This is a genomic window from Leclercia sp. 119287, from assembly GCF_009734485.1.
GTDB lineage: Bacteria > Pseudomonadota > Gammaproteobacteria > Enterobacterales > Enterobacteriaceae > Enterobacter > Enterobacter adecarboxylatus_C.
Genome location: NZ_CP046445.1, coordinates 971,201 through 996,068, shown reverse-complemented (window position 1 = coordinate 996,068; position 24,868 = coordinate 971,201). Strand labels below are relative to the sequence as shown.

General features: G+C 54.8%; 31 protein-coding genes and 2 pseudogenes. All 33 read right to left on the bottom strand.

Annotated elements, in window-relative coordinates:
* Positions 1-1,659: 1,659 nt before the first annotated feature.
* A pseudogene (locus tag GNG27_RS04835) lies at positions 1,660-2,413 on the bottom strand (lytic transglycosylase domain-containing protein); the annotation flags it as partial.
* A complete protein-coding gene (locus GNG27_RS04830) occupies positions 2,413-3,750 on the bottom strand; it encodes a phage DNA ejection protein (RefSeq protein WP_156263007.1) in 1,338 nt (445 codons plus the stop codon). The gene GNG27_RS04830 and the pseudogene GNG27_RS04835, both read right to left, overlap by 1 nt.
* 9 nt (positions 3,751-3,759) lie before the next feature.
* Positions 3,760-4,419, bottom strand: coding sequence for a DNA transfer protein (locus GNG27_RS04825; protein WP_156263006.1), 660 nt, complete (start codon positions 4,417-4,419; stop codon positions 3,760-3,762).
* Entirely contained in the window at positions 4,394-4,873 is a 480-nt protein-coding gene (locus GNG27_RS04820) for a DUF2824 family protein (protein ID WP_156263005.1), read from the bottom strand. Before GNG27_RS04820 ends, GNG27_RS04825 begins: the two co-directional genes overlap by 26 nt.
* Entirely contained in the window at positions 4,873-5,634 is a 762-nt protein-coding gene (locus GNG27_RS04815; RefSeq protein WP_156263004.1) for a hypothetical protein, read from the bottom strand. Before GNG27_RS04815 ends, GNG27_RS04820 begins: the two co-directional genes overlap by 1 nt.
* Positions 5,634-7,052: a packaged DNA stabilization protein gene (locus GNG27_RS04810; RefSeq protein ID WP_156263003.1), complete on the bottom strand. Its 1,419-nt coding sequence runs from the start codon at positions 7,050-7,052 to the stop codon at positions 5,634-5,636. The genes GNG27_RS04815 and GNG27_RS04810 overlap by 1 nt, the downstream gene beginning before the upstream one ends.
* A complete protein-coding gene (locus GNG27_RS04805; protein WP_156265054.1) occupies positions 7,012-7,515 on the bottom strand; it encodes a packaged DNA stabilization gp4 family protein in 504 nt (167 codons plus the stop codon). The genes GNG27_RS04810 and GNG27_RS04805 overlap by 41 nt, the downstream gene beginning before the upstream one ends.
* On the bottom strand, positions 7,499-7,753 hold the full coding sequence (locus GNG27_RS04800) for a hypothetical protein (RefSeq protein WP_156263002.1): 255 nt from the start codon (positions 7,751-7,753) through the stop codon (positions 7,499-7,501). The genes GNG27_RS04805 and GNG27_RS04800 overlap by 17 nt, the downstream gene beginning before the upstream one ends.
* A 50-nt stretch (positions 7,754-7,803) precedes the next feature.
* Complete coding sequence (locus GNG27_RS04795; protein WP_156263001.1) at positions 7,804-9,093, bottom strand: P22 phage major capsid protein family protein; 1,290 nt, start codon at positions 9,091-9,093, stop codon at positions 7,804-7,806.
* Entirely contained in the window at positions 9,093-10,007 is a 915-nt protein-coding gene (locus GNG27_RS04790; protein WP_156263000.1) for a scaffolding protein, read from the bottom strand. Before GNG27_RS04790 ends, GNG27_RS04795 begins: the two co-directional genes overlap by 1 nt.
* A gap of 13 nt (positions 10,008-10,020) precedes the next feature.
* Complete coding sequence (locus tag GNG27_RS04785) at positions 10,021-12,198, bottom strand: portal protein (RefSeq protein WP_156262999.1); 2,178 nt, start codon at positions 12,196-12,198, stop codon at positions 10,021-10,023.
* A complete protein-coding gene (locus GNG27_RS04780) occupies positions 12,198-13,697 on the bottom strand; it encodes a terminase large subunit domain-containing protein (protein WP_156262998.1) in 1,500 nt (499 codons plus the stop codon). The genes GNG27_RS04785 and GNG27_RS04780 overlap by 1 nt, the downstream gene beginning before the upstream one ends.
* Positions 13,675-14,163, bottom strand: a complete 489-nt coding sequence (locus GNG27_RS04775) for a DNA-packaging protein (protein WP_156262997.1) — start codon at positions 14,161-14,163, stop codon at positions 13,675-13,677. Before GNG27_RS04775 ends, GNG27_RS04780 begins: the two co-directional genes overlap by 23 nt.
* Positions 14,164-14,218: 55 nt before the next feature.
* Positions 14,219-14,737: a hypothetical protein gene (locus tag GNG27_RS04770; protein ID WP_156262996.1), complete on the bottom strand. Its 519-nt coding sequence runs from the start codon at positions 14,735-14,737 to the stop codon at positions 14,219-14,221.
* An 88-nt stretch (positions 14,738-14,825) separates the two neighbouring features.
* Positions 14,826-14,996, bottom strand: coding sequence for a hypothetical protein (locus GNG27_RS23445; RefSeq protein WP_197090560.1), 171 nt, complete (start codon positions 14,994-14,996; stop codon positions 14,826-14,828).
* A 1-nt stretch (position 14,997) separates the two neighbouring features.
* Entirely contained in the window at positions 14,998-15,255 is a 258-nt protein-coding gene (locus GNG27_RS04765) for a DUF2560 family protein (RefSeq protein WP_370462885.1), read from the bottom strand.
* Positions 15,256-15,340: 85 nt separating this feature from the next.
* The gene (locus GNG27_RS04760; protein ID WP_139564917.1) at positions 15,341-15,865 is read right to left on the bottom strand and encodes a Rha family transcriptional regulator; all 525 of its coding nucleotides are present in this window, start codon (positions 15,863-15,865) and stop codon (positions 15,341-15,343) included.
* Between the two features lie 185 nt (positions 15,866-16,050).
* Entirely contained in the window at positions 16,051-16,512 is a 462-nt protein-coding gene (locus GNG27_RS04755) for a lysis protein (protein ID WP_156262995.1), read from the bottom strand.
* Complete coding sequence (locus GNG27_RS04750) at positions 16,509-17,003, bottom strand: lysozyme (protein WP_156262994.1); 495 nt, start codon at positions 17,001-17,003, stop codon at positions 16,509-16,511. The genes GNG27_RS04755 and GNG27_RS04750 overlap by 4 nt, the downstream gene beginning before the upstream one ends.
* Positions 16,981-17,205: a class II holin family protein gene (locus GNG27_RS04745; protein ID WP_039031998.1), complete on the bottom strand. Its 225-nt coding sequence runs from the start codon at positions 17,203-17,205 to the stop codon at positions 16,981-16,983. Before GNG27_RS04745 ends, GNG27_RS04750 begins: the two co-directional genes overlap by 23 nt.
* A gap of 391 nt (positions 17,206-17,596) precedes the next feature.
* Entirely contained in the window at positions 17,597-18,175 is a 579-nt protein-coding gene (locus GNG27_RS04740; protein WP_156262993.1) for a DUF1133 family protein, read from the bottom strand.
* Positions 18,172-18,294, bottom strand: coding sequence for a hypothetical protein (locus GNG27_RS04735; RefSeq protein ID WP_156262992.1), 123 nt, complete (start codon positions 18,292-18,294; stop codon positions 18,172-18,174). Before GNG27_RS04735 ends, GNG27_RS04740 begins: the two co-directional genes overlap by 4 nt.
* A complete protein-coding gene (locus tag GNG27_RS04730) occupies positions 18,291-18,890 on the bottom strand; it encodes a recombination protein NinG (protein ID WP_156262991.1) in 600 nt (199 codons plus the stop codon). The genes GNG27_RS04735 and GNG27_RS04730 overlap by 4 nt, the downstream gene beginning before the upstream one ends.
* Positions 18,883-19,053, bottom strand: coding sequence for a NinE family protein (locus GNG27_RS04725; protein ID WP_156262990.1), 171 nt, complete (start codon positions 19,051-19,053; stop codon positions 18,883-18,885). Before GNG27_RS04725 ends, GNG27_RS04730 begins: the two co-directional genes overlap by 8 nt.
* Complete coding sequence (locus GNG27_RS04720) at positions 19,046-19,483, bottom strand: recombination protein NinB (protein ID WP_156262989.1); 438 nt, start codon at positions 19,481-19,483, stop codon at positions 19,046-19,048. The genes GNG27_RS04725 and GNG27_RS04720 overlap by 8 nt, the downstream gene beginning before the upstream one ends.
* A gap of 177 nt (positions 19,484-19,660) precedes the next feature.
* Positions 19,661-19,843, bottom strand: a complete 183-nt coding sequence (locus tag GNG27_RS04715; RefSeq protein ID WP_156262988.1) for an Eag protein — start codon at positions 19,841-19,843, stop codon at positions 19,661-19,663.
* Positions 19,844-19,930: 87 nt separating this feature from the next.
* Complete coding sequence (locus tag GNG27_RS04710; RefSeq protein ID WP_156262987.1) at positions 19,931-20,656, bottom strand: hypothetical protein; 726 nt, start codon at positions 20,654-20,656, stop codon at positions 19,931-19,933.
* A 3-nt stretch (positions 20,657-20,659) separates the two neighbouring features.
* Entirely contained in the window at positions 20,660-20,905 is a 246-nt protein-coding gene (locus GNG27_RS04705; protein WP_156262986.1) for a hypothetical protein, read from the bottom strand.
* A 480-nt stretch (positions 20,906-21,385) separates the two neighbouring features.
* Positions 21,386-21,584: pseudogene (locus tag GNG27_RS23860) on the bottom strand (ead/Ea22-like family protein); the annotation flags it as partial.
* Positions 21,585-21,604: 20 nt separating this feature from the next.
* Entirely contained in the window at positions 21,605-22,159 is a 555-nt protein-coding gene (locus tag GNG27_RS23610; protein WP_231600428.1) for a hypothetical protein, read from the bottom strand.
* Positions 22,156-22,476 carry a hypothetical protein gene (locus GNG27_RS04690; protein ID WP_156262985.1) on the bottom strand — a complete coding sequence of 107 codons (321 nt, stop codon included), beginning with the start codon at positions 22,474-22,476 and terminating at the stop codon, positions 22,156-22,158. Before GNG27_RS04690 ends, GNG27_RS23610 begins: the two co-directional genes overlap by 4 nt.
* The gene (locus GNG27_RS04685; protein WP_156262984.1) at positions 22,473-23,837 is read right to left on the bottom strand and encodes a replicative DNA helicase; all 1,365 of its coding nucleotides are present in this window, start codon (positions 23,835-23,837) and stop codon (positions 22,473-22,475) included. The genes GNG27_RS04690 and GNG27_RS04685 overlap by 4 nt, the downstream gene beginning before the upstream one ends.
* A complete protein-coding gene (locus GNG27_RS04680; RefSeq protein ID WP_156262983.1) occupies positions 23,834-24,667 on the bottom strand; it encodes a replication protein in 834 nt (277 codons plus the stop codon). Before GNG27_RS04680 ends, GNG27_RS04685 begins: the two co-directional genes overlap by 4 nt.
* Between the last annotated feature and the right edge of the window lie 201 nt (positions 24,668-24,868).

The window sequence follows — 24,868 nt, the reverse complement described above, 5'->3', positions numbered from 1 at the left end:
GCGTACTTTGCAGCCAACTCAAAAGGCCAACCTTTGCGATCGCCTGCTTTTCTGCGGTCGTTAAGGTTTTAGCCCAGCGCTGATACTGCTGGCTTTTCGTTAAAGCCTTTTCAGCCGCTCTCCGTGCCGACAGCAGCCTTTCAGTATCTGCGGACGCCATTAAACGCGCTGCATTGCGGAACTGGCTGGATGCTATCAACTGATCTGCTGCCACCGTTCGTGCCGTTTTGGTTTTCGCCATTGAAGATGCGATAACTGACATAGCCCCAACTCCCGGCATACCGATTGGAGTGCTTATGCCTTCTGCCGCCGCTGCCTTCTTCCCAATATCGTAAATCTTCGAAACCATGCCGCCTTCCTTGTCGAACTGGTCAAGAAGCGACTGAATGCGGCCGGTGGAGATCTCGCTGGTCTTCGCTGTGCGGATGCCGTTGGCGACTGTATACAGATCGCGAAGGCGTTTCGTAGCGTCAGCCGGTAGATGCTTAGTGACAGCAGAAAGCGACCCATTACGCTGTGCGCCCGAGTACCAGTCCACGAAGCCAGGGATGTTCAGTTGCTGCTCTTTCCTTGAGCCCAGCGTGAAAGCGTCATTCAGTGCTGAGGCTACAACCTCCTGCCGCATATGTGTCGGCGTAGCATCGATCAGTTGATTGAACTGCGACACGTTACCTTTCCTGAGGTTCTGCATCGCCGGAGACAGGCGCGTTGAAAGCGTACCGCTCAGATCTTTCCCGAGAGCCGTCACCATGTGGTCTTCAAGCTGCTTACGCTGCGCCACAAGGCTTTTGGCTACATTCCACTTATCACCCATGCCATTGGCCGCAGCAACCGCCGCCTGGTCATCAGTGATAGCCGAGTAAAGCCGCTTCAACTCAGAACTGGTTTGATCTTTGAATGGTCCCTCACCTCTACTGAGCGCTGCGCCGATCTGCTTCCGGGTATTATCCAGCAGTGCAAATGTTGGCGGCGTCACTGTTTTGGTGCCATCAGGATTAACAACTGTCTTCCCTTGCATGCGACTTAGGACAGTACGTTCTGCTGGGGAGAGGTTCTCCAACCCACCGAGATCTTCCGCCTTACTCTTCAGGAGGTCGAGGGTGCTGTTGGCGGCCACCTGAGTTCTGGCCGGAATAGCTTTGCTGATGTCGCTATAGATAGCATCTGATTGCGATGTAAGAGCATCGATAGCCTTTGTCGACTCAGTTTTGAACCGGTCGGAAAGAGCTACCCTGTTTTGCTGGCCGCCGGCCATTTCGATCAGGTCGTCGGCTTTCTGAGCGAGTGAAGCGATCGCGGTGTGTTCTTTAGCCGCCAACTGGCTGGCGGGTACTGATTTAAGACCCTGCTCAATTGCCCGGTACGTCGGGTTATTGGAGAAGTGAGACGGGAGTAATTCGCTTTCCATCCCCAGGCGCTTGGCTGCATCAATGACGCTCTGATTAGGTCTCACCTCTTCAGCTGCGCGGTATACCTGCGGCGTCACAGAGGCAGCTTCCGGCGTCGCAGCACCAACTTGCACATTACGCTGCAGCACAGACCTGTCAGGTGATGCGGCAATAATGCGGGCGGTGTCGTCGATATTGCTTGGCTGGGCGCCTTGCGTCATGACATTGCGGAGGTTGCCTGCGGCCTCTTCAACACCACGGTTACCAAGCGCCCGAATACCAGCACCGATCCCTTTTGCCGCCAGGTTAACTGCGCCGCCCGCGGCGACACCAGTTCCAAGCTCACCGAGGAATTTAGATGCCGACCCATCTTCACCACTGTTGGCAGCCAGAGCGCCAGTCACGTTCTCTGCGGTGAGGCGAGCGGCGGTGTTAGCCACTCGGCCCGCTAACGATGGCGCGCTTGCGGCGATGCGCTCAGCCCCTACTGGAGTTAGGTATGGCAAAGCCTCAGCAAAGATCCGGCCCTCCTCAGTGTTTGGGGTGAGAGTTCCGCGGCTTAGCCCGAAGTCCTGTTCCAGACCTTGAGTAGTCACTCGTGGCGCTGGAGTGTAGGTGCCATCACCTAAGCCGAGTTTTTGTCCGGCCCATGCCCCGGAGCTGGTAATGGCATCAGCCAACTCTGCCGGAATATTCACAATATTTACGCCAGCCTGGAGAAGACCACGGCCAGTTTCCATTACAGCTTCGCCAATTTGCTGCCCTCTGGTTTGCGGCGCACGCTCTCCCCATGCTGCACTCTGTCCGCCAGGCTGCGGCTGATCGCGCCACATTTCAGATGGTTGCTGCTCTGCGGTGGCGACTGGATATGCTGCATAGAACTGTTGCCGCGCCTGCTCAGCCTGATCGCCCGCCTGCGGTGCCACAACCTCATTGAAATACTGCTCTTGCGCTGCGGCCTTCGCATCTGGTGCCAGAGACTGATATTGCTGAGACGCAACCACGTCTTTCCATGCCTTTGCCATTAATCACCCCATAGTGAAGAGTATCCGCCTGCCGCCTGTGCCGGTGCTGCCTGTTGCGGCTGTTGCGTTTGCTGAGCTTGTTGCGATTGCTGAGGCGCGGCAGGCTCCTGGTAATCAAATTGGCGCTTGACCGTTCCAAGCTTGCTTTCCAGTTGTGTGCGGATCTTGCCAATTGACGATCTGAACGCGTCCTCGCTCATCTTTGGGCTCAGCGCCCCGACAGCATCGGATAGTTTTTTACCCTCAGCGTCAGATAGCGCCCCCATCCCTTTCAGAGAGGCCACCATTGGAAGGAAGGTCTGAGCTTTGAAGGTATCGAGTCGCGCCTCGAAGTTTGCAGCATCGGTGCCTGGGACTGTGGGGAATGCTGAGTTAAATCCGACGGCTTTTTTCAGGCCTGGACTGTGTTCAATTTCACTTAGCGAGTCCAGAGCAGTAGAGAAAGTATCAACCGCGCCCTGAGCTGCGGCCTGCCGGTCCGCGCGCGCAGCATCGGCTTTACTACGCACATCCAGTTGCTTTTGCCTGAGCTCTTCCAGCTTAATCTGGTTAGTTTCTCTGGCGATCTGGCGGTCAAGAACCTTGTCCTGCACTTCGGCGCGCTGAATTTCACGGCTTAACGCAGCATTTTGTGCGCTGATATTCTGTCCGCGAATAGTGATGTCCTGCCCGCGGGCCTGCAGCGCCTCCCCGGCCCGGTTACTGCGTGCTGTTTCTTCAAGTTTCTGCTGGTTCTGGCGCTGACCTACGATTTTGTCCTGAGCGGCAAAGTACTGCTCAGGGCCAAGCGCAGCCATGCCAAGGTGATCAGCGAACTCACCGAATCCCTGAGGATTCTGCTGGTAGGTTTGCGCTACCTCTGCCGGGTCAAGGCCTACTCTCTGCAGATCAGAGGCATTGTTTTGCAACCAGGCCCCCATTGCTTCAGGTGATGCAGCAGCTAACCGAGCGCCAGCCGCCAGATTGCCGACGGTGTTGCGCTGATCTTCATCGACGAACTTCATGCCATTTCGTACTGCTTCAATCTGGTCTGGATACTGCGCGGCCAGATTGCGCATCGCAGTGCGATCACCTGATGCATATGCGGTACCATAGGCCCGCTGGAACTCTTTCTGACGCTCAGCCTGTTGAGCCTGCTTATACACCTGCAAGTTTCCAGCCAGCCCCTGAAGGCCTTGCAAGCCAATATTGTTGCGACCTGACCATGCATCCTCATTGTTCTGGCGGATGAACGATAGCGCAGCATTGGCATCACTGGCTTGAGGTGCATTTGTGTTATTGGTGCCAATGCCAGCAAGCAGCCCGCCGCCATTGATTGACTGATTCCAGGTAGCCATCGTGACCTCTTAAAAAAGTGAACCCAGCGCGCCAATACCGGCGCCGATTGCAGTACCCCAGCCAGGCATAATAGCTGTACCCAAGGCAGCACCAGAGGCGGCCCCGCCAAGTGCGGATTGCAATCCGGAAGGACGGTTAGCATTCGCAGCTGCCGCATTAGCCTGCTGCTGATAAAGCTGGCTGGCGTTATTGGCGTAGCTCTGCCCGGCGTTAGCCTGCCCGGTAAGCGCCCCCAAGCCTATATTCGCCAAGTTCTGATAGTTGTTCATCTGGCCTGATAGCCAGTTCTGCCCAAGCTGCGGGGCGATGGCCGCAAGCTGGTTTCCAGTAGCGGTAGAGCCAAGTCCGCCAGTCGCTTCCGCAGCATTAAGAGCCTGATAACGAGCCTGATCTGCCAGACCTTTGTATTGAGCTGAATTGTAATAATCATTGAGCGCTGAATTCTGACCTTGCAGCGTAGAGAGCCCCTGCAACTGCTGGACATATTGCTTAGCCAGTGGCGTGAACGGCGCAAGGTTCTGCATATTCGTCTGCCACATCTCGCGCTGCAGGTCGATTCCCTGCTGTGTTGCCTTAGCCTGGGCTTTGGCGCCTGCATCACTGCCGCCACCACCCTTGCAATAAACAGCCCGGTTGAGGTGCTTATTGGCAATTTGATGAATTAGCATTGGTTAGCTCCTCATATTTTGAGCGTGGTAACTGATAGAGAGTGACCCCGACCGGCTTGCCATTGCTGATATAGGCGTCATCGAGGTGCCCGACACGCGTTGCACCAAGCAGGCGGATGATTGCGCGTCCGTATTTCGTCGTGTCGGGAACCATCGTGATGCTGTTCAGGAAGGGGGAGTTTTCGAGAAGCCATTTGCAGAATAAGCGGTGACCGTTCAGCGCATACTCACCACGGAATCCGGGGTCATATACGGCGTGCGCCTCCACAACGCTGTGCCAGAAGTTTCGCACTTCGTGGACGCCAGCCAGCATGAGCCCTTCATAGATGCCGAGGTATACCGCATCAGGCTTGATGAGGTATGTGTCTCCGCTGTCTACGATATTGCCTGTGTTTGCCGGGTTGTTGAGGAATTCTGCAAGCTTCACCGGGTTATCGATGAGCTTGATATGCATTAGTTGATTAGTCCGTGGGTTCTCATGACCTGCTCTAGTGCCAGAAGGCGCTTGCGCGTCGCGATAAGTTCCGTGGCGATGGCCTGCACTTCAGCCTGTGAGTATGCTGCGCCGACAGTGAATGTGAGATCGGCATTGAACGCTGCGAGGTTTGGCGAGCCAGTTCCCGGCGTCCATCCTGTTTGACGTGGGCCAAGCACCTTAACGCCGTCGATGGAAAACGATGTCGCGACGCCCAGTGATGAAGCCAGTGACTGCGCGGTGGTGACTGTCTTTGAGACGTAATCGGCCTGAATGTCTTCGATATCCGATTCAGCCTGGGTAAGGCGTAGCCCCTGAGCGGATACGTCACTTTGCAGGCTACTGACATCGGTTTGCAGATCGGCAATGTCTCCCTGCGCCGCGATAAGCTCATTGGTGAGGAAGTCGATATCGCTTTCAGCTGCGGTCACCCGCCCATCCAGCGAGACGATGGCAGCCTCTGCTGATGTCAGACGCGTACCCAGACTCTGAATCTGCGCCTCAGCATCGCCCAGGCGGATCTCATGGTCGAGCAACTGCACATCCTGCGCATCGTTCCTCACCTGCGCGTCATAGGCACCGTCTCCGGCCTCGTTGGCCTTGTTGGCTACGCTGGTGAAGTCCAGAACCTGAGACAGGATGTATTGCTCATATGCAGGGGTGGAACCGCGTGGCAGTGATGAGGCTGTCAGTCCGATTGCCCGGACGATTACCGGCGTATTGAGTGCGTTGTTTGCCATTACTCAATCCTTACCTGGCATCCAGACAGCGTCACGGGTGACTTGGTGATGACGCGGATCTTGAAGGCGATGTTTTTACGCACCCGGCCAACTCTGCGCCACAACACGCGCTTGTCGTAAACGAATGGCGCGTTCTGCTCAATCATCTGCTCTCTGCCAAAGTTGATGCCGTCGGCGGTGGCAGAAAGAAACAGGCGATCTGCGTACTGCGCAACTCCGGTCGAGGATTCCAGTTCAAGGTCGAACAGTCTGGCCCCGTCCGCCTTTATCAGAGGGGTGAAGAGGAGGTGCTCCTGCTGGGCGCCATACTGACTCGATATGTCGAACTGCAGCGCACCCTTCACCGAAGCTGACTTGTCGCCGCAGGTAATGGAATTCCCCTCATACATGAAGTCGATAGCCCGATAGACATCATCACCAAGCCCGGTTTTCAGCACAGACCACTGCGGTCCGTTCTGACTGGCTGCCGCGTCGTATACCAGCACCTGCCCAGGCAGATGGATGAGCAGCAGCTCATGACCATCAAAGCGCAGCGTCTCCATGACGGCGGTGGCTAGCTCACTCGCTGAGTAATAACGGATTATCTTCTCGATACTGGCAGTGGCGATCGGAGTCGCCCGGCCTGAGTCGATGAGATATACCGACGGCGCACCAGATGCCGGGTTGCTTATGATGGCGTAGGCATCCATGTACGGCGTTTTGCAGTGCGTCCCGGCGATACCCTTTTGCACAGCGTAGGCGGAGTTCACGACGTACAGCGCCGCGCCCTGAGTAGTCGCACCGGTCAGGGTGAAATACTCGATGGTCGTCGCACCAAAGCACACGATGAAATCGCGCCATGTACCGATACCGATAATTCCGTCAGGCTGTGACTCAGCACGATACTCAGCTGCGTAACGGTCAGGATGGGATTCATCTTCGAGGTCTGAGATAAACCACGAGTCAGAGTTATCCTTCGCCCAGGCGTAGCGGCCACGCAATCGGGTAATGTCGCGCGCAGAACCGAGTTCGTACTGCGTGAATCCGCTGGACACCGGCCAGTTAGCAACCGTCTTTGTCGTGCCGTCGTAACGATACTCGACCACCTGCCCGCCGACGCAGACAGCCTGAGACGCTCGACCATGCGCCATCGTCACCCGGGAAGAGCCAGCGACATCACCCACTACTGAATCACCTTTGTAGAGCTTTCCGCCCATAACGCGATATACGGCGTTCTGAGAGGTGTTGTACTGCGCCCCACGAGATGCACCGGCAACATCAGATCGCTTTGCTATGCCAGGGAAGGAGCGCAAATATCCGCTACTGTTGAGCACCTCTTTGGGCGTCGCCAGCATATTCACCGGGAGATAGTCGATATAGTCGGCGTTACGGTAGTCTTTACCCGTTCCCTTCATCAGAGGAAGTTGCTGGATCGGCATCTTTTTGTTCTCCCGGGAAGAAATGCCATCCATTCAGAGTGGCGAAGCTGTTACCGCTGCCGATTGGCATCCGATTTGGATAAGGTGCTCGCTTGGCACGACTCAGCGCCGTGTTTTTTACAAGCAACTCTTTGCCGTTGCGGGCGGTGGTGATGACCTTGGCGGTTGCTTCCATGCCGTAATCTGGCGCGATGCGACAGGCGAGATTGTGAATTACCGCACTGACAGCACTGGAGCGCATGCCGTGGTCATCGCCTTCGGCTGGCGGGTTATCAGGATCGGTAAACTCATAGCCGGTGATGATGCCCTTCCCGTCCTGGTACCATTCGGCCATCATCGTTTCGAGGTCATCAACGCCGTCCTGCATTGACTGCGGTTCAACGTCGGTGAGCGTGGCATCCGAAGCAACGCCGATCTTACGAAGCGCTGCGCGTACAATGTCGCCTTTAGTCGCTATCAGCATCATCTTCCGCCTTAGGCTTCGGCCCCGGCTTTTTACGTGGTTTCACTTCTGGCTCTGGCTCTGGCTCTGGCTCTGGCTCTGGCTCTGGCTCTGCAAGAGAGTTCACCAGATCATCTGGGTGCGCAAACCAGCCAGCATCGAGATATTCCTGCAAATCTTCTTCCGGGATGATCTCGAAGTCGTAGCCCACGCCCTTCCACTTGCTCGTGTCGCCCTGGCGATACACCATCTGTGTCATGTTCTGCTCCAGAATGAACAAAGGGGCCGAAGCCCCTTGAAGGTTAGTGGTTACGCCTGATCAGCCAGGCCTACGCCGATTGACTCAGGACGCGTTGCGTTGACGCCGTACCAGACCGCGATACGGCATAGGCCAGACAGGGTGTTGATGTCGCCCTGCGTCGCGAAAATGCCATTCAGTCCCACCTCAGGGATGGAGAACGACTTGGTCTTCATGCCTGCGAACAGTTCGTGGTTAGCCGGGATTGGCTGACTAACGATACGGATCGCGTCATCCGCCCAGAACACGTTGGTACGTGCAGTGGTGGTGTTGAGCACGTTTACCGCCATGCTGTTTGCCAGTGAAGTATTCACGTTGGCATAAGCACGCTGTTCTGGTGACAGAGATGTGTCATCCAGAGCGATCGGCTTAGGCGTAATCTCAACATGAGTGCCATCAACAACACGAACGACAGAGAACGTCGCATCCTGAGCCAGCAGGTTTTTAGCCATCTGGCCGAGGAACTTAACGCCGGTAAAGCTGATTTTGTCGCCGCGCTTCAGGCCAGTAGTGGAAGAGAGAACCACATTAGCCAGGCGGTTATCAACGTTACGCTTGTTGCCATCCGCATCCAGATCCCACGCCACAGGCTTGAACTTCTGTGCACCGCTGACGGTCAGGCCGGTAGCGGTTGAAGCTGGGAGCACTGGAAGCTTAGGAGAGCGCAGAACGTCATCAAAACCAGCAACCTGACGCTGAATGGTGCCGTTTTTGTAGGAATCTTCAGGGATGCGACCAAACATATCGCGGTTAATCAGATCGTGACCGGCTGCCTTGTAGTCCTTCGGGTTGAAGAAGTAAGACAGGCCGGAATCACGGTTGAGCTCACGCGAGAACATGATTTCTTCTGCATCAGCCACGAAGTCCCAGCCGGAACCTGCAGCAGTGCCGATCGGGTCATCGCTGGTTACTACCAGAGAGCCCATTTCAGCAGCCAGGTTCGCAACCTTCACTTCACAGTTGCTTGCCAACTTCTTGGCTGCAGCGTTGATGCGGCGGCGATATGCTGTTTCGTCACGCAGATCGTCAGCACGCAGTTGGAAGAAGTCGTTATCCGGCTCACCCAGGCTTACCGGAACGTTTAGCTCCAGCAGGCCAGTTGATTTACCGGTTAAGTCCCAGCCTTCCTGAGTTGGGGATTCCTGCTCTACAGGCATCCAGATCGTGTTGCTGGAGCGCTGCATATCGCCAGCAGGAGGCGTGTATTTGCCCGCCTTCTGCGCCATTGGTGTCAGGCTGGTCATGGTTTCAATGATTTCATCCACCGCCAGCGTAACGATTTGACCTTCGTTCAATGCCATTATCGAATTCCTTTAAGTTTTGTCTTTAGCTTGCGATAGGTCTCTACATCACCCTTGCTTGATGCTGCATCCATGGCTTTGCGCATAGCCTCGACGTTAGCCGCCGAGACATCGCCAGTGAGGGATTGATCTGCAGGGGGAGCGGATGAGACCTGTTGCCCGCGAGGCTTGAGAGTTAAGCGTTCTGAGAGTCGAGTGAGCTCAATCAGCGCTGACTGCCCGTCCATAGCCAGTAACTGGCGGGCCTTTTCAGGGTTGGCACCCAGGTGATACATAAGCGCGGCAGATTTCTCAGGGAAGAGGCGCATGATGTCAGTCGCTACCGGTGCCGGAACGATCTGCATAAACGCATCTTCTTTGTCCTGGTAATCAGGAATATTGAGCTTCTCCGCCGCGTCATAGTGCTTACGGGCAGCCTCGACATATTGCGTTGATTGCTGGGTGAACTCCTGAACCTTGCGACCTTGCTCTGCTACTGCATTGCTTCGGGCGTCTAAAGATTTGTTATTCCACTCATCGTTTGCCTGCTGGAATGCAGCCGCCGCCATGACGGTGTCGCCGTTGTATTTGCTATACAGGGCGTCATCACCAAAGTAGTCAGTCACATTTGGCTTAGATGGGAGATCAGGAGCTACCCGTAAGTTCTCCGGCAACTCGCCGCGTTTCACAGCTTCTGCTTGCTGCTCAAGCTCACGTTGACGCTTTCGCTCCAGTCGCTTAGCTGCGAATCGTGCGTTAGTTTCCGGGTCTTGCTTTGGTTTTACCTCATCGTCTTTCAGGACGATCTCAAAGCCTTCTTCATGCCCTGCGTTGTCGTTGGCATTATCGACAACAGAGCCATCAGCAGATGCCGCTGCTTGATTGCCGGACGTGTTTAAGCCTTCAGTTTCCTGAATATTGATGGTGTCTTGCATGATTAACTCTCTCTTATTGAGGATTCTCGGCTACGCTGCCGGAAGGTGTGTTTTGTCTCTGCGATTGCAGGATGCTGGCGAGATCCATCCGCTGTTTATGCGTCTGGTCATCACCTTTGAGAAGTAACTCAGCATTGGCGCGGGCATCGTCGCTGCGCTGTTGCTGGAAGGTTGATACGGTTTTGAGGAACTCTCTAAACTCGGATTGTTTATTGAGGTCCATGTTGTTGAAGATCTCTGCGATTTTCGCAGCGTTAAGCTGGTTCTGCGCCTCTACCTTAGCTGCGTCGATTTGCAGTGACAGCGTCTGATTCTGAGCTTTAGCCAGTTCGGCCTGACCCTGCAGAAGAACGCCCTGAGCCTGAACCATTGCCGGGTCTTGCTGGCCTTGCTTCGCCATCTGAGCCTCAGCAAGCCATTGCTGCTCTTCAGGCGTTTCAGGTTTCTTCGCGCCCATCAGGATCAGCTGCTTGTTGGCATAGTCGCGCATCATCTCGACGCCCTTACCATCCAGAAGCGTGAAGTACTGCAGCAAGAGGAGCTGATATTCCGGCGTTCCCTGCGGTGTCTTGCCGAGTAACTCGAGAATCTCAGCGCGGTTCTGCTGCTTCATCGACTGGAAGGATGGACCAACGTCGGTGTAGCACTCATAGCGCCCCCTGATGTCATTCAGGACGGTTGTTTCGCCAGTTGCGAGGTCAACCACCTGCTCCATCAGCTGCACTTCCTTCTCGCTGCCATCTTCAAGAGTGATGGTTACGGTGCGGGGAATGTCGTAGATGTCATTGACGATCGACTGGTAAATCTCCCCGTCGCGGCGCATCGCTGTCGCAAGGTTGTCCTGGAATACGAACGTCTCCAGATCCGAACGCATGTTCAGCTGATTGACTGTCTCGAAGGCAACCTGACCACCGTTCACCGCCTCGGCATCCACCCCCAGAGTCGCTACCTCTTTCACTGCCGCGGTAGCAGCCTCAAGCATGTAGGCGTTGGCCTGGGGAACTTCCGGGTTCTCCATATAGGAGATGGCACCCAGCGGCAGGTCGTTACCGTTTTCATCGGTGCGGTTCTGCAGGTAGTACGGGTAATCATCGTTGCCGTCGTACATGTGCTCGTAGCCGGCGATCTGCTCAGGGTAATACGTTGGCTTTTTGCGCGGCGTACGGGCGACGATGTCAGCATTGAACGACATAATCATGTTGCGCAGGCGCTGGCCGTCTTTGGTGCCGCGGACGATACCCTCATACACCTCTTTGCTTTCGACAAAGCCCCACTCACCGAACACCGGTACGATCGGGATATGCTCGCCAGCAATAAGCTGCTTATCCTTAAGGATTTCGGTGCAGGTGATGATGGATTTATACACCCGGCAGCGCTCTACCTTACGCTCTGCAACTTTGACCATTCCGCGATCGGCAAGGTCATCGATAACGTCCTTGATATCGCGCTTATAGTAAGCCGACGGTGCGCCGGTCACCGGGTCCTGGTAGATGTAGACGGTCTCTTTCTTCCGCTCCACCTCGTAGAATTCAGCAACGTGAATGGTGTCCTGAGTCAACCATGGGAATACCCAGTCGTTCGGACTCTGGAATGATGGGATAACATCTTCATCAAGCCCATGTTCTTCTGCGAAGTTCTTCCAGCCATCACGGCTCATCGAGTGGATCAGTGTGCAGTGCCGGGCGTCCGACTTGTCCATCTGCTTGCTGTTGCTGTCCCACACCACACTGGAACATGAGGAGTGGATCGGCTCACGCAGCACAACCTGGTTGTTACTGGTCGGGCTCTGGTCTTCGTAGCGGGTAACACGTCGCCAGTGACCTACCCCGCATTCAATCTGTTCCCGGACAGCAATATTCACCGATATCTTCGATGCGTTATTCTGCATGTCGGTGCGATACATACCCATCAGCGTGTCGGCTGCGTCAGGGCTTGCGCCGTCTTTCGGTCGGTAAATAACATCAATCGGGTTCTGGCGCATCTCTGCGACCAACTTCCGCACTACCGGGCGCACCACGTCGAACTGGCCTCGATACTGCAGTGTAGTGTACTGATTAAGCCAGTCATCCCATTGGCTGATCCGACTGAAAAACAGGTCGTTTTTCGCCTCGGTTCTGGCTTCATCTCCGGCTGTCCAGTCTGCGTCGAACTTGCACAGAATGCTCTCCAGCCTGCTTTCGTTGTCAGCCATTATCGTCCTCTGGAAACTGGTCTAATCGGTGTGGGGATCTTTTTATCTTTCGGTTTCTTAATATCGCGCATCAATTTAGCGAAGCGGCGCATCATGTAGCCGTAACGTGTTGCAGAAAGGACGTCATCATTAAGCTTGACGATCTTCCCGTTCTCGTCGCGGTGATACAAGCGGAACTCTTCGAAGAATGGCTCACAGGTATTGAACACCTTGAAGCGGCCATCAAGCATCATGTCACGCAGCTCAGTTATCCCCGGCTCAACGGCGTTTCCGCCATCAGGCCATGTCGCATGTTCTGGCAGCATCATAAATCCGGCGTCAGCGTACTGGCATTTCAGCTGTTCGCCACCGCCCTTCTCATGCTGGTTGCCATCGTGGGGCCAGGCGGTGGGTATCTTCTGCGCCCAAGGCTTCACTGCCCCCCACGCCTGAACAGCCGTGTGCTCTTTCTTCTTCCACGCTCTTGCTAGGTATATGGTGTCTGCGTCTTTATCCCACCACAGCTGAATTTGTGCCTGAGGGTGATCCCAGCCAAAGTCCATTGCGTTGATGACGTAGAAATGTTCAGGGCATTCGAACGGCTGGCATTTGATGGTTTCTTCCGGGATCTGGAAGATGCGGCCACTACCCATTGTCGGGATGCCACGGGCGCGCGCTTCACGCTCATGCTCTGGATACGATGCGACAATCTGCTCTTTCTGTTCGTCGCTATAGTGGTCAGCGTCAAAGATTGTCATGGTAACAACCTTCTGCGCCTTGCTCGGGTTCTTCAGGAACTTGGTAACGACGTCTGACATACCCATCAGCGGGGTAAACGTCAGCATTGAGAACTGGCCGTATTTGTTGGTACGGGTCAGGCCCTCACCATAAATGCTGTATGGCGGCTCTTCATCGAACCAGACGCCGTGAATTGTGTCACCCTGCCAGCGCGCACGGCCCTGTGAGTACGGCTTGAAGTAGCAGATGGATATGCCATCTTCTACTCCGTCAGCGTTGTGGTGCTTTACCAACAGGTGATCGACAAGGTTCGGGAAGAATGGAGACTTCTTCCAACTGATGATGTCCTCTTTCGGGATTGAACCGTAGCCAGGCTCATCATTCTCTTCGATACGACCGCACAGGATGCGCTGTGTCGTCTTAGTTACGGTTTCGTTGGTCTCACCACCAACCCAGAACACGACGGGCTCATAGAAGCGTTTACCGCCCCACGGCTCGCCATATGCTCCATCAGTCGGATAACCTTTCGTGCCGGGATAGCGACCGGTGAGATGGAATGCCACTTCCGCGCCGCCAGTGTAGGACTTACCCAACTGGTTACCGGCCATGAAGCAACGCTCTGGGAATTCGGAGCCAGCATCAATAAACTCGCGCTGTTTTCCGTACGGCGTGAACTCATACAGCAGGTGCGTTTCCCGGTACCGCTCCTCTTCCTCAAGAAGCTCAAGCAATTCGATCTGCTCGTCTTCTGTCAGGTCATCAAGAATCGCTTCGGCTTCCACGGTTGAGTAACTCCTGAATGCGAGAGCGGCGCTTATCGCGATCTCCCTTATCAGGTGTCACGTCTTCAACTTGCGACTGCTCTTTGAGGCCCAGGTCACGGGCGATGATGTTGGCGTTCAGCAGGTCTGCAGCTGCGCCAGAGAATTTCTGGTCGTAGATGATCTCTTCTGCACGCGTAGTGACGTCAGAAAAGCCTTCCATAGCGCGGAAGGTTCCCCACGTTTGCCGGGTGATATCAAGGAAGATGCACAGGCCAGAAATCGTCATGGCTCGCATCTTTGGCATCGTTGCGTTGATGATTTCACCCTGGTAGGAAAACACCTTCCCTTCCCATAGCGGGTTGTCATCAGCCCACTGGAAGTATTCACAGCAGGCATCCCACAGCGCCTCAGGCGATTCGAATTTAGGGTTTCGCCCATGACTGCTGCGGGCCTCCCAGAATCGGTTGCCCTTTGGTGCTGCCATATCCATTCCCTCTTCAGTTATTATCAAGCGCCCCATCAGAGACGCTTTGTAATAACTACGCCAGTTCGCCGCCTGCTTTCAGTTTCGTAATGAGGCTGTTCACTTTGGTCACGACGGTATTCACTGCCGTTTGTGCGGTGGCAATGTCAGTTACCGTCTGCGCAGGGATAGCTGCTTCTGTTGCCTGCTGCAGCACGCCGCCGCGTTCAGTGGTGGTTGGTGTTTTGTTGCCAGCCATTGCCGTGGTCGCTGTAGTGCCGATAATCGGCGCGAACGTTGACGGCTTACCTGTGACTGAGCCCCAGGCGATCGGCGTGCTGGTTGCGGTGTACTTCGCTTCGAATGCCGTTTTGCTCATGTACAGCAATTCGCCGTACTGGCTTTGGAAGATGTACCCGCCAACCACCGGTTTGAACGTGGACATGAACAGCGCGGACAGGTATTGAGACTGGTACGGGCCATCAAACGTCGCTTCTGCAGATCCATCGACTGCCTGATTGAGCTTTTCGATAGACAGCGCCAGAACGTAGATTCCGTCAGTGTCGGAGTATGCAGGCCATTGTTGGTTGATCATTGCTTACCGCCTTCTGTTTGCTTATCCCACTCATCGCGGAATTTGGTTGGGCTATCGAAGCCCTGCGAGCCCGAACAAACTTTGATGATCATTGCTTAGCTCCTTCGATTAAGTCTGCTTTGAGTAGCTCCAGCGTACCGAGCGCCTCACATAAACTGATGTCGCCATCGTATTCATGGACGACCTCTTTCAGCCGGTCGAATAGCTCCTGGGTGATGGGGGATTTCTTCTCCTTCCCCAGATCAACGACGCTTGCCATGTCACTCTCCAGTCGAGAACAGGTCTAACGCTTCCTTCGCTTCACGGATCGCCTTATCAGTACGCGATACCGGGCTTACTTCTGCGCCAGCGAGGTGATACTGGTCTTTGAACAGTTCATAGTTCAGCTGATTGCCAGCAACGAAAGAGATAGCCTTCTCAGCTGCTGCGGTGTCGTTCTGAACCATGCGGAAGATTTCGAGGTTCATCTGCTGTAAGTCGGTGAGTGCGGTGATGGTGGTCATTGGTTTCCTCGTCATTATCCGTTGCAGGGGTTATTTTTGATTTATCCGCTCAGGGGGATATCCATTAGCAAGCGCCCGGGATAGGACGCTTTGGAATGGCTTACCCGATCAGCAGATCCGGCTGAGTTACCTGCATGATGTGCTCATGCTCAACGGCCAGAACGCGCTTCTCTTTCTTCCGCTCGTTCATCAGGCGGCTGCCGATCGTACCTTTCAGCTTTGAACGAGTTTCTTTAATGGCGTAGCGGTGCTGCATTTCTTCACCCATCGCCATGCGGCGACTTAATCGCTCAGCCATCCAGTTAAAAGCGGCGATGTATTGCTCTTTAATCGCGGTTGCCGCCTTCCCGGTGAAGCCCATCACAAGCATCATCCATCCGTCTTTCGTGATGTTGTACATCAGCCGCATCTCGCCTTTTTTATCGAGGTATTCAACGGGCTCAAAATTGAGCCGGTTAAATTCAGATGTGCAATCAGTCTCTAGCCGCTTGATAGTGCGCAGAACGTTCTTATGCGCCTTCCCGAAATAGCGGGCAATCTTCACGGATGTAGTGATGACCTTCCCGTTAGATGGCATAACCATTTCGCGGAAGTCGAAGGCCGGAATAACTGACGGATTATTCATAGCGTCTTTACCTTTTAGAAAGTGAGCCTGTCTCACAGAAAAGCCGCCCGAGAGAGGTCGCCACCTATAACGGCTGTTCTCAGGCTCGCTTACTGAAAGGCTCTCGTTGTGAAGTGCGCGTGAGATGCGCGGGCATAAAAAAGCCCGACCGAAGTCAGGCTCTGTTTGTTTATTGGGGTGACGAATTACTTCAGGCACTGCGTCCGGACATATTCCTGCAGGCCGGTCAGTTGCTTTGTGACTGTGGCGATCCCGTCTCTGAGACGCCAATAATTGAGTTCAGCATCTGCTGTAAGTCGAGGGCTTGAGCCATCAACCAGGCCGGAGGCTCCGGTGGTTTCGTCTTTGGAGCAGGTGGCGGCGATTTGCAGCCGACGCTTACCAGCGACAACATCAGCACGAAGCCTGCCATTTTCAGCTTGCGCATCAGCTAACTCCTTCGTGTATTTGGCATCGAGCGCAGCGACATCACGCTGACGGGTTTGCATGTCGGTGATGGTGGCGTTTGCCAGGATAAGTTGCTCAGTGGCTTTATCGCGCTCGCCTTTGTAGGAAATAGCGCTGTCACGGTAGTGATTAACCGCCCATGCCATCGATACCAGCAAGAGGATGACGATAGCGCAGATGATTGCAGTGAATCGGCTCATTTCTGGCCCCACTCACAGACTTCACGCTCAATCTCACGCCGGGTGATCAGCCCTTTCCACTGCCTGCCGCCGGCATACGTCCATCGCTGCAGCTCTTTACAGGCGCCGGGCACATCACCGGAGTTAAGTTTCTTCAGTAGCGTGGAGCTGGCAAACGCACCCGATCCGACGTTATAGGTGAAGGAGTAGAGTGCCGCCCGGGTAGCATCCGGGATGCGTACCTTAATCAGCGGGTCGATGGTCGTCGCCACCTTTTGCAGGTCTGATTGCAGCAGAGTGTCGCATTCCCGATCGGTGTAGCGGTGGCCGCGCCGGATGTCGCTTCCGGTGTGCCCATCACATACCGTCCATACGCCGACCACATCCTGATAGGCGTAATAGCGGCGACCTTCAAGGCCATCGGCATTTCCCAGCATGACAGCGGCGATCGCAATCGCTCCGGAGCCGGCCGTAATGGCACCAATGATTTTATTCCTGAACGTCGGGTTCATGATGTTCCCTGCTGTTTCGGTTGTACTCGCGGATCTTGAAGTAGAGGTTCGTCAGGTATGTCAGCAACCCGATGATAATACCGGCCAGCACACCGATAGCGTTCCACTGCTCCGGGCTGTAGGTATTGAGTAAGCCGTTGAGTATTCCCATGGCTGAGGCTCCATAGGCCGCGCCTGTGGTTAGTTTTTCCATGCGATACATGCTCTTCACCTCGCGTCTGTTAGCGGGGCTGTGTGTAGGGTGCGCCTCACCCACTGCGGTAAAGGGTAAGTTGTTGGCTGTATGGATGGGCGCAAATAGAAAACCCGGCGGTACACCGGGAAGATGGGAGCTACATTGAGCTTTCGCTCTTATGGTCCTGGGCAGGATATTTGGGCAATAAAAAAGCCACCGGCGTTAACCAGTGGCTTTGTGGAGTGCAGGGATACCGCAACTCTTTTGCGTGAGAACTTTGCAGACCTCTCAGCCTGCGATGGTTGGAGTCCCAGACGAACCGTCGAAGTGACCAACTTGGCGGGGTCGTTGGTGGCTGCCGCCTCAGTTTAACCACCAACCTGCTCTGTTCGCTTTTGCGTCCCGAGCGTAACACAATTCAAGCATTTTCTGCGCAAACTTGCAAACTAAATCTGCTGCTATTTGTGCCAAACGCATCACACATTGGAGCGTAAAGCATCGATTCGGCCAAACTTAGCCATACGTCGATGCGGCTTTCACACGTTCTCAGACACCATTCAGGGCGTTTCTCTGCCAACTCGCGGGCCATCTCTTTCTTACTTTTCCCACGACCCAGATAGCGGCTCTGGATGGCCTCGTGCAGGCCAGGGTAATCGATCAGCACAGCGCCGACCACACGGTCTATCTTCGCCGCCTCATCATCGGTGCAGAATGCCAGGTTAGACTTCTGCTTACCCTGCAAAATCTCAGCGAGATATGCCTCAAGCTCCTGCTTTGTGCAGCCATATTTCTGGAGATGCGCCAGCGCCTCCATTACTGCAGATCGGGTGATGGCGGTGTTTGCCAGGAGCTGGTTGAACATATTCCCGGAACGCCCGTATCGCTCCAGACCAGCCCAGCGCCCCCACATGCGGAGCTTGCCCTGTATCCATACGCTTTCCAGAGTGCGCAGCCGTGCCACTTCCCCTGCCTTGCCTAACTCAATCGGGTTGATCATGCTGCTTCTCCTAATGGCTGTTTGGTTTTGGTCTGGTTCTGGCTGTGCTTTGCTACTGGCGGCTGTTTGGCGCGCATGACGCTTTCGGCCTGGTATCGGGCTATCTGGTCGCGGGTCATGCTGCCTCCTGCTGTTTCAGTTCTTTGAGCTTTGCGCGGTACTCATCGCGAATACGGATGTAGTCGTCGCGTTTCCATTTCGGTAATTCGTGCGGCCCCATCAGGGCATCAAAGCGGGTCTGCCCGATTTTGGCGATCAGCGCCGGACGATAGGCGATCAGGTTTCCTGAAAGGTGGTTATTACAGGGGGCACACTGGCGATGGCAGTTGTCCTCGTTGAAGCGCAGCTCTGGATTAGCGCCGGTCGTGCGGAAGTGTCCGGCATGATATTGGCCGTCGTGGTGGCGGCCACAACTGATGCATGGCTGATGCCGATCCCGGTACCGGATAAATTCATTGAAGGCTTGCTGCGCCTGGTCGCGGAAGTAACTTAGCGGCTTAACCTCAAGGCGTTTTTTGGCCTGCCGATCCCGGCTTTCTTTCTCAGCCTGATGCTTCTCCCTGATGTGCTTCGCCTCAGCCTTAATCTTCTCCTTAGCTCGCAGCTCCAGCGCGTAGATAGCGCCGTGAGCCGGGCAGCACCAACGGATGTTGTCGTACGCCGGGTGGAACCATTCGCTACAGACCTTGCACTTGCGGCGGGCTGGCTTACGCATGACCTCTCCTTGCTGCCAGGCGCAGCCATTTCTGATCGACGAGACGGGCGGTGTAGCCCTTGAGGGTTGGGATTTCTGATGGCTTGAGTTCCGGCTTACGCTTGCGACGCGTCCGGACCCGGTAGATTTCGTTGGTGATGATGCGAGCAAGAGGGCTAGCCACGGGCACCTCCAAAGCGGGAAGCCCATTCCATAGCCAGGCGGGATTCATCGCCCCAGCGGACGTTTCGCTCAGCGCCAAAGGCATGAATCAGTTCGATGAGGTCGCGCATCTGGCCGACGGTCATCTTGCTGGTTGACTGGCCCAGCACCACGAAGCCATCACCTGCCAGGTTCGGCACGACTTCCTGCTTAACCAGCGCGGCGGTGAAGATGTGCTTCCAGGACTCAGAGGATAGCTTGCGGCCATGCCATTCAACCTGGCTGCTGACATCGCTCAAAATTGCCCAGAGCTTTGCGTTCTGGTCGATGGAGCGGGTCATCTCCTTTATCTCGATGACGACCGGGCGCTTCTCGTCGAGCTGCAGCTGGTTGATCGCGTTAATGGCGTTAGCGCGGATATTGGTGTTACGGAGGAGGAATTGCTGTTTCATACGCCACCTCCGAGAGGTAACGCAGAATGCAGAAAATCGCCAGTGCATTTCTGCATCGGTGACAGGTGAAAATGTTCAGATTGTGGTCGCATATAACGTCCCCATTATATGCGCAGGGGTACCGCCGGGCGTTCAACTCCGGCGGCACAGATATTATGGCTTATTGATAATGCGGAATCAAATCGACTTAGGTTGCTCTTTCAGCTTCCATTTAGTCACTTTTAGCTGAGGCTCGTCCTTCGCTTCAAATCCGTCTTTGGCGTCGTTATAGCCGCATTGGCAGCAGACATAATCACCACTCCATCCTCTGCGTGTTTTCTCTTTTGAAATACCGCCAGAACCGCATTTTGGACAACGCATATTCACCTCCTGAACTCCTTGGGAGATCCCATCATAACCATGTTTATCGCCTAAGGTGCGCCAGAGATGTAAAAGTTGTGTATAGCCTTACGACTGCTGCTGCGGTGCTGCTGTTAGCGTACATTCGCACTCAACCGTGCCGAGCATTTGCGGGCAGTGATAACTGCCTCGTCCTCCACATTTTGGGCATTTGGTAGACGTTTCCTCGTTTTCCCGAAAATGTTTGGTTGACGAATTTGAGATTTCCCGAAAATCCGGCGCTGCTGCCAGCATGGCCCTGTATGTTGGGTTGATAGCATCGTGCTCGTTCATAGCGGCCCAACCTGCCTTGTTCATTTCCTCTGTCGGCTCAACCGGCACAGCCACCCACCCATCGCGCAACGTGTAAGGCTGGCTTACAGGTTCGGCACCCTGAAGCATGGCGGCTCGGCAGGCTTCGTCAATGCGGCATTGAATGCGGGATAGCAACTGGATATCACCGCCCAAAAACTCATCGCGGCGATTCACATCGCACATAACCATCTTTGCCGTATCAAGTGCGATTGTGTCGAAATGCTGAGTTATGGCCACCGCTGGCTGCGGTAACTGCGGTGCTGCGTAGAGTGGTGTCACCTCACGCAATGGGTCAGCATAAGCATTGCTACTATCGAATCGAACGTCATTTTTTGCCCCGCCTCCTGACAGCAACCACGCCACCGGCTCTTGCTCCATGCTGGCGAGAAGCTGACGAGCCATAGCTTTTGTTAACTCCGGGTCATAAATATCATCGAGGCTAATAACTCGCTCTAAGCGTTCTTTGGTGAATTTGGTCATGGGTTAGTCCTCACCCTGGTCAAAAAGAATTCGTGAATAACCGGCGTCAGTTGAAACTTCCAGCCAGCCATCACACCGCTCACCTGTTCTGAGGCTTATAACTCGCGTGTGCTGGTATTGGGAGCCGCGAATATCATCAAGATCATCCTCAGAGAAGAACATTGGTTTGCCGCAGTGAGGGCAGTAGCATCCGTAATCGCCATCGGCACGACCAATGCGTGTTACTGTCAGGATTTCATTGTTAGCCATATCCCTACTCCCCCACCCGGGTGATGATGCCAGCGGCGCGGATGCATTCTTGTAAATATGTAATGTGGTTTAGCCAGTAACCACCGGCGTCATTCCATCCATTGCAATATTGCGTTGCGCTAGCACCTGGATTGCCTGAAAAATCATATGGTAAATATTGCGGTACCGGCCTTCCCCACGCGTCCAGTGAGTTAGGGATAAAAGCGCCTGCCGATGTATCAACGTGACATGAATTCGACTTGATTTTATCCAGAAGATTTTTGCATGAGCTTAACTCCTTCTCTGCGGATTCCAGCTCATCTTCGAGCCGACACACCTCTTGAGCCAGCCGACTTGTGTTGCGCTCAGCGTTATCTTTGTAGCTGCTGAACTCTCGCTCCACTTCGAAGCGTTTATCTCTGTGGATGCTTTCCAGCGATTTAGCCTGGTGTAAATCCTCTGCCTGGCGCTCAAGCTTGAAGCGCTGAAGCTCTACCAATTCCTGCGCGGATTCCAGCGCCTTCACCAGTTCGCCCACCGTTCCTGCTGCCTGCATCGCGTAATCGGTGATAGCCAACTCTTGCTCAATCTCTGTGCCGTTTTCACTCTCTGACACAATGGCGAAATAATCAGAGTCGATTTCGTTATTCGCTAAGTGGCGGAGCGTATCGGCAACAAGTTGACCATTTTCGATTAGCAGCGCCTGTTTGTTGATGTTGCTCATTGGGCTGCCTCCTGGCGAATTTTATGAGCGTGCTTGGTCGCATAATTTGCTGCATCATAATTACCGATTTCCGCCATCACGTCCGCGAAGTCTTCCAGCGAGATAGCCCGCACTTCAGCCAGGAAGGCGTCGGTGGCCGGGGTTGGTTCTTGCGGCGACACAGCAACGCGAATGGTTTCAAGTGCCGGGTCTGTTTCCACAGTCGGCACTTTGATATAGCCAAGCTGCACCGCATTCATGATGAACATACGTCGGTCATCACTCGTCGCTTTCAGCGCCGCATTCTCAGTAGCCAGCGCCGCGCACTTGGCTTCGAGTTCGGCGACATGGCAGCGGGCATCAATATCGTTGCTCTCAGCGGATTTGAGCCTTGACTCCAGACCTTCACGACCGGCCTGCCACCAGTGCCACCACCCATTTAGCGGCTGCATTAAACTCATGCTGTCGAAATCATGGTCGTAGCGATCCCCTTTGCGGGCCTGCTCAATGATTGATACCGGAAGGCTTAGCGCCTTACCTGCTTCGTATTCGAATTCTTCTCTGATGCTCATGCTGATGCTCTCCCGCCCCTGACAGAAGCCAGGCACTGATTGAATAGGTTGTTAAGAGGGTTGGCTGTGTCACGGTTGGGCTGCTTTGGAATCCGCTTCGGCGCGACTACTGGCCGGTCTTCCGGTCTCACAACGAAGTAGCGGTAGCGCTTCTCGAAGCCCTCACGACGCAAAGTTTTAACCCTGGTCAGCTCGGTTAATGCCGAAGCTATCGCCCCTTTCTTGATGGCTGTGTCGCGACGGATATCAGACATGTAGCAGCCGGGGTGTTTGGTTACGTATTGGATGATTTCAGCGTTATGACCGTTAGCTTTCATACGTCAGCCCCTCTGTGATGGCGTCCGGTTGATGGCTTGCTGGTTGAGATGCGGCGAACTTCGTCCTGATCGCATGGCATGAAGTGACCGTTCACGAATTTCTGGTAAACGGTGCCGAGGGTGCCGAAGCGGTTTTTGGTCACGATGACCTCGGCATATGGCGCTGCCGGGGAATGCTCGTCGTACACAGCCTCGCGGTAGAGCATGATGATACTGTCGGCGTCCTGCTCAATGCTGCCGGAGTCGCGCAGGTCGGCATTGGTCGGGCGCTTATTCGGGCGCTTCTCAACGTCACGTGACAACTGGCTCAGGGAGATGACCGGGCACTTTAAATCCTTCGCCATCGCTTTCAGGCTGCCAGAGATATGGGCGATCGCCAGGTCGTTACGGTCTGCTTTCGGTTTGGATATCAGGCCGAGGTAGTCAACCAGGATAAGCGACAGTGACGGGTGCTCCTGCTTGTGCCGCTCGGCAATGCTGCGGATCTCCTCAACAGTCAGTTTCGACGCATCGACCATCCAGACATCGAGGTCTTTCAGGTGGCAGATAGCGTTGAATACCCGCGCCCAACCTTCGTCACCCATGTTTGCTGGGTTACGCAGCACACTGACGGACATGTTTTCCCGCCCGGCAATGCTGCGCTCGGCGATCTGCAGGTTGCTCATCTCCATGCTGAAAATCAGCACACCGCGCAGACTTTCGGTGCCAGGCATAGGACGACTTGCCACCCCTTCCGCAATCTTCAGCGCCAGCTCAGTCTTACCCATGCCCGGGCGAGCCGCGATAATCACCAGGTCTTCCGCGTTCATCCCGCCAGTGATGGCGTCCAGCTCGTCGATCCCGGTTTTCAGGGTGTCGGACTCATCGCCGTTTTTAAGCCGGTTCTCCAGCGTGTCGGTGTAGTCGTCCAGCACATCACCGAGCCGTACCGGGGCAACCTCAGTTTTGGGCTTCCTGATGGCGCTCAGGCGGCGCATTAGCTCGTCCATTGCCGAGGCTGCGTTATCAAGCGTTCCGTTGCTTACGTCGCCGCGCAGCTCGTCGATTGCACTCAGGAACATGCGTCGCTGATGCTGATCGCTAAGCATCCCGGCGTATCCGCGCAGGTTGGCGGCACTGGGGCATGCCCGAGCGGTTTCCATGATGTCAGCGAAGTGCGCGTCACCGCACTCTTCGGCAACCATCAGGGCGTCAATCAGTTTGCGGTTCCTGGCCTGCTTGCGGATAACCTCAAAGGCTTTTCGGTAGACCGGGATAGTGAATGCATCCGCTTCCATCCGGGCGAGAACGTCACTTGCGGACGGGGTGAGTCCGCCGAGCAGCAGCCCGCCGATCACGCTTGCTTCGATATCCTGTCTCATGCCATCCCCCTGTCAGCGAATTTTGCTTCCCGAACACCGGTCAGCGTGTCGTCCCTCAGCAGAAAATCGAAGTCTGCTGTCCAGCCAGTGTTGTTATCACCGAAGTAAAACGGCTTTGCCTGATGGACGAACGCCCGGACGTATGCCCTGAACCCTTCGACGTTTGGCGTCTTGAGCTGTGGAATGATTTTCTTCAGACGACGCTTGCGCTTCTCGTTGACCGCAACCGCGTGTGGGAGCTTTTCGCCCACCTCGGTGTTGTAGGCTGCCAGGAAGGATTCGTAGTCGATGCTGACCTTGTTTCTGGGAGAAAGCTTTTCGCTTCCATCGTCGCCCCCGTCAGGGGGTAAGGGGGTATTTGTATTTATTGTCTTTTGGTTATTGTCTTTTGTGGTTAGCAACTTCTGCTTAGGTGGCTTAGCTGAACTTGCTAATCTTTTCTTAGCAACTTCCGCTAATGTTTTGCAGAATCCGTTATTTTTGGTTTTCCACTCAGAAATGTTGGTATTCATTCCAACTTTGCGACCTTCCTGAAGAAGGACCTTCTTCCTGATGAGACTGCTTTTGGCAGAGGAGCAATGGGTGTGATGCTTGCCTATCATCGCCTCAAGCTGCTCATTGCTGATCCAGTCCATTTTCTTGCTAAACCCGTATGTCTTACGCCAGACGGCCATTACGATGCACAGCTCAGTTTCCGGGAGACCTGAGCACATGGTGGCATCAAGTAGCTCATTAGCCAGGCGCAAGAAACCATCTTCAAGCTGCGCCACTTTCTGCTCCACGACCGCCGGCGGCGATCTGTAGTCTTCTAAACGCTTAACGACGCCCATGCTTCACCCCTGACTTAGCCATTGCGATGCGGATAACCCCAATCAGGCGCTCTGCGAATGCCTGGTTCTTGGACGCTGCGACTATAAGACCGTCTGGCGAATCTGGATGGCGTCGCTCCTCTTTTTCCTGGTACTTTCTGCGCTTAACCATTAAAATGACTCCTGTTGGATGTGTTGACGTAACACAGTGTTGGGAAGGCC

Excerpts from the sequence above, each read along its gene's own strand:
- GNG27_RS04830 (WP_156263007.1), bottom strand. The coding sequence starts at position 3,750 with ATGGCTACCTGGAATCAGTCAATCAATGGCGGCGGGCTGCTTGCTGGC.
- GNG27_RS04825 (WP_156263006.1), bottom strand. The coding sequence starts at position 4,419 with ATGCTAATTCATCAAATTGCCAATAAGCACCTCAACCGGGCTGTTTAT.
- GNG27_RS04820 (WP_156263005.1), bottom strand. The coding sequence starts at position 4,873 with ATGCATATCAAGCTCATCGATAACCCGGTGAAGCTTGCAGAATTCCTC.
- GNG27_RS04815 (WP_156263004.1), bottom strand. The coding sequence starts at position 5,634 with ATGGCAAACAACGCACTCAATACGCCGGTAATCGTCCGGGCAATCGGA.
- GNG27_RS04810 (WP_156263003.1), bottom strand. The coding sequence starts at position 7,052 with ATGCCGATCCAGCAACTTCCTCTGATGAAGGGAACGGGTAAAGACTAC.
- GNG27_RS04805 (WP_156265054.1), bottom strand. The coding sequence starts at position 7,515 with ATGCTGATAGCGACTAAAGGCGACATTGTACGCGCAGCGCTTCGTAAG.
- GNG27_RS04800 (WP_156263002.1), bottom strand. The coding sequence starts at position 7,753 with ATGACACAGATGGTGTATCGCCAGGGCGACACGAGCAAGTGGAAGGGC.
- GNG27_RS04795 (WP_156263001.1), bottom strand. The coding sequence starts at position 9,093 with ATGGCATTGAACGAAGGTCAAATCGTTACGCTGGCGGTGGATGAAATC.
- GNG27_RS04790 (WP_156263000.1), bottom strand. The coding sequence starts at position 10,007 with ATGCAAGACACCATCAATATTCAGGAAACTGAAGGCTTAAACACGTCC.
- GNG27_RS04785 (WP_156262999.1), bottom strand. The coding sequence starts at position 12,198 with ATGGCTGACAACGAAAGCAGGCTGGAGAGCATTCTGTGCAAGTTCGAC.
- GNG27_RS04775 (WP_156262997.1), bottom strand. The coding sequence starts at position 14,163 with ATGGCAGCACCAAAGGGCAACCGATTCTGGGAGGCCCGCAGCAGTCAT.
- GNG27_RS04770 (WP_156262996.1), bottom strand. The coding sequence starts at position 14,737 with ATGATCAACCAACAATGGCCTGCATACTCCGACACTGACGGAATCTAC.
- GNG27_RS23445 (WP_197090560.1), bottom strand. The coding sequence starts at position 14,996 with ATGGCAAGCGTCGTTGATCTGGGGAAGGAGAAGAAATCCCCCATCACC.
- GNG27_RS04765 (WP_370462885.1), bottom strand. The coding sequence starts at position 15,255 with ATGACGAGGAAACCAATGACCACCATCACCGCACTCACCGACTTACAG.
- GNG27_RS04760 (WP_139564917.1), bottom strand. The coding sequence starts at position 15,865 with ATGAATAATCCGTCAGTTATTCCGGCCTTCGACTTCCGCGAAATGGTT.
- GNG27_RS04755 (WP_156262995.1), bottom strand. The coding sequence starts at position 16,512 with ATGAGCCGATTCACTGCAATCATCTGCGCTATCGTCATCCTCTTGCTG.
- GNG27_RS04750 (WP_156262994.1), bottom strand. The coding sequence starts at position 17,003 with ATGAACCCGACGTTCAGGAATAAAATCATTGGTGCCATTACGGCCGGC.
- GNG27_RS04745 (WP_039031998.1), bottom strand. The coding sequence starts at position 17,205 with ATGTATCGCATGGAAAAACTAACCACAGGCGCGGCCTATGGAGCCTCA.
- GNG27_RS04740 (WP_156262993.1), bottom strand. The coding sequence starts at position 18,175 with ATGATCAACCCGATTGAGTTAGGCAAGGCAGGGGAAGTGGCACGGCTG.
- GNG27_RS04735 (WP_156262992.1), bottom strand. The coding sequence starts at position 18,294 with ATGACCCGCGACCAGATAGCCCGATACCAGGCCGAAAGCGTCATGCGC.
- GNG27_RS04730 (WP_156262991.1), bottom strand. The coding sequence starts at position 18,890 with ATGCGTAAGCCAGCCCGCCGCAAGTGCAAGGTCTGTAGCGAATGGTTC.
- GNG27_RS04720 (WP_156262989.1), bottom strand. The coding sequence starts at position 19,483 with ATGAAACAGCAATTCCTCCTCCGTAACACCAATATCCGCGCTAACGCC.
- GNG27_RS04715 (WP_156262988.1), bottom strand. The coding sequence starts at position 19,843 with ATGCGTTGTCCAAAATGCGGTTCTGGCGGTATTTCAAAAGAGAAAACA.
- GNG27_RS04710 (WP_156262987.1), bottom strand. The coding sequence starts at position 20,656 with ATGACCAAATTCACCAAAGAACGCTTAGAGCGAGTTATTAGCCTCGAT.
- GNG27_RS04705 (WP_156262986.1), bottom strand. The coding sequence starts at position 20,905 with ATGGCTAACAATGAAATCCTGACAGTAACACGCATTGGTCGTGCCGAT.
- GNG27_RS23610 (WP_231600428.1), bottom strand. The coding sequence starts at position 22,159 with ATGAGCATCAGAGAAGAATTCGAATACGAAGCAGGTAAGGCGCTAAGC.
- GNG27_RS04690 (WP_156262985.1), bottom strand. The coding sequence starts at position 22,476 with ATGAAAGCTAACGGTCATAACGCTGAAATCATCCAATACGTAACCAAA.
- GNG27_RS04685 (WP_156262984.1), bottom strand. The coding sequence starts at position 23,837 with ATGAGACAGGATATCGAAGCAAGCGTGATCGGCGGGCTGCTGCTCGGC.
- GNG27_RS04680 (WP_156262983.1), bottom strand. The coding sequence starts at position 24,667 with ATGGGCGTCGTTAAGCGTTTAGAAGACTACAGATCGCCGCCGGCGGTC.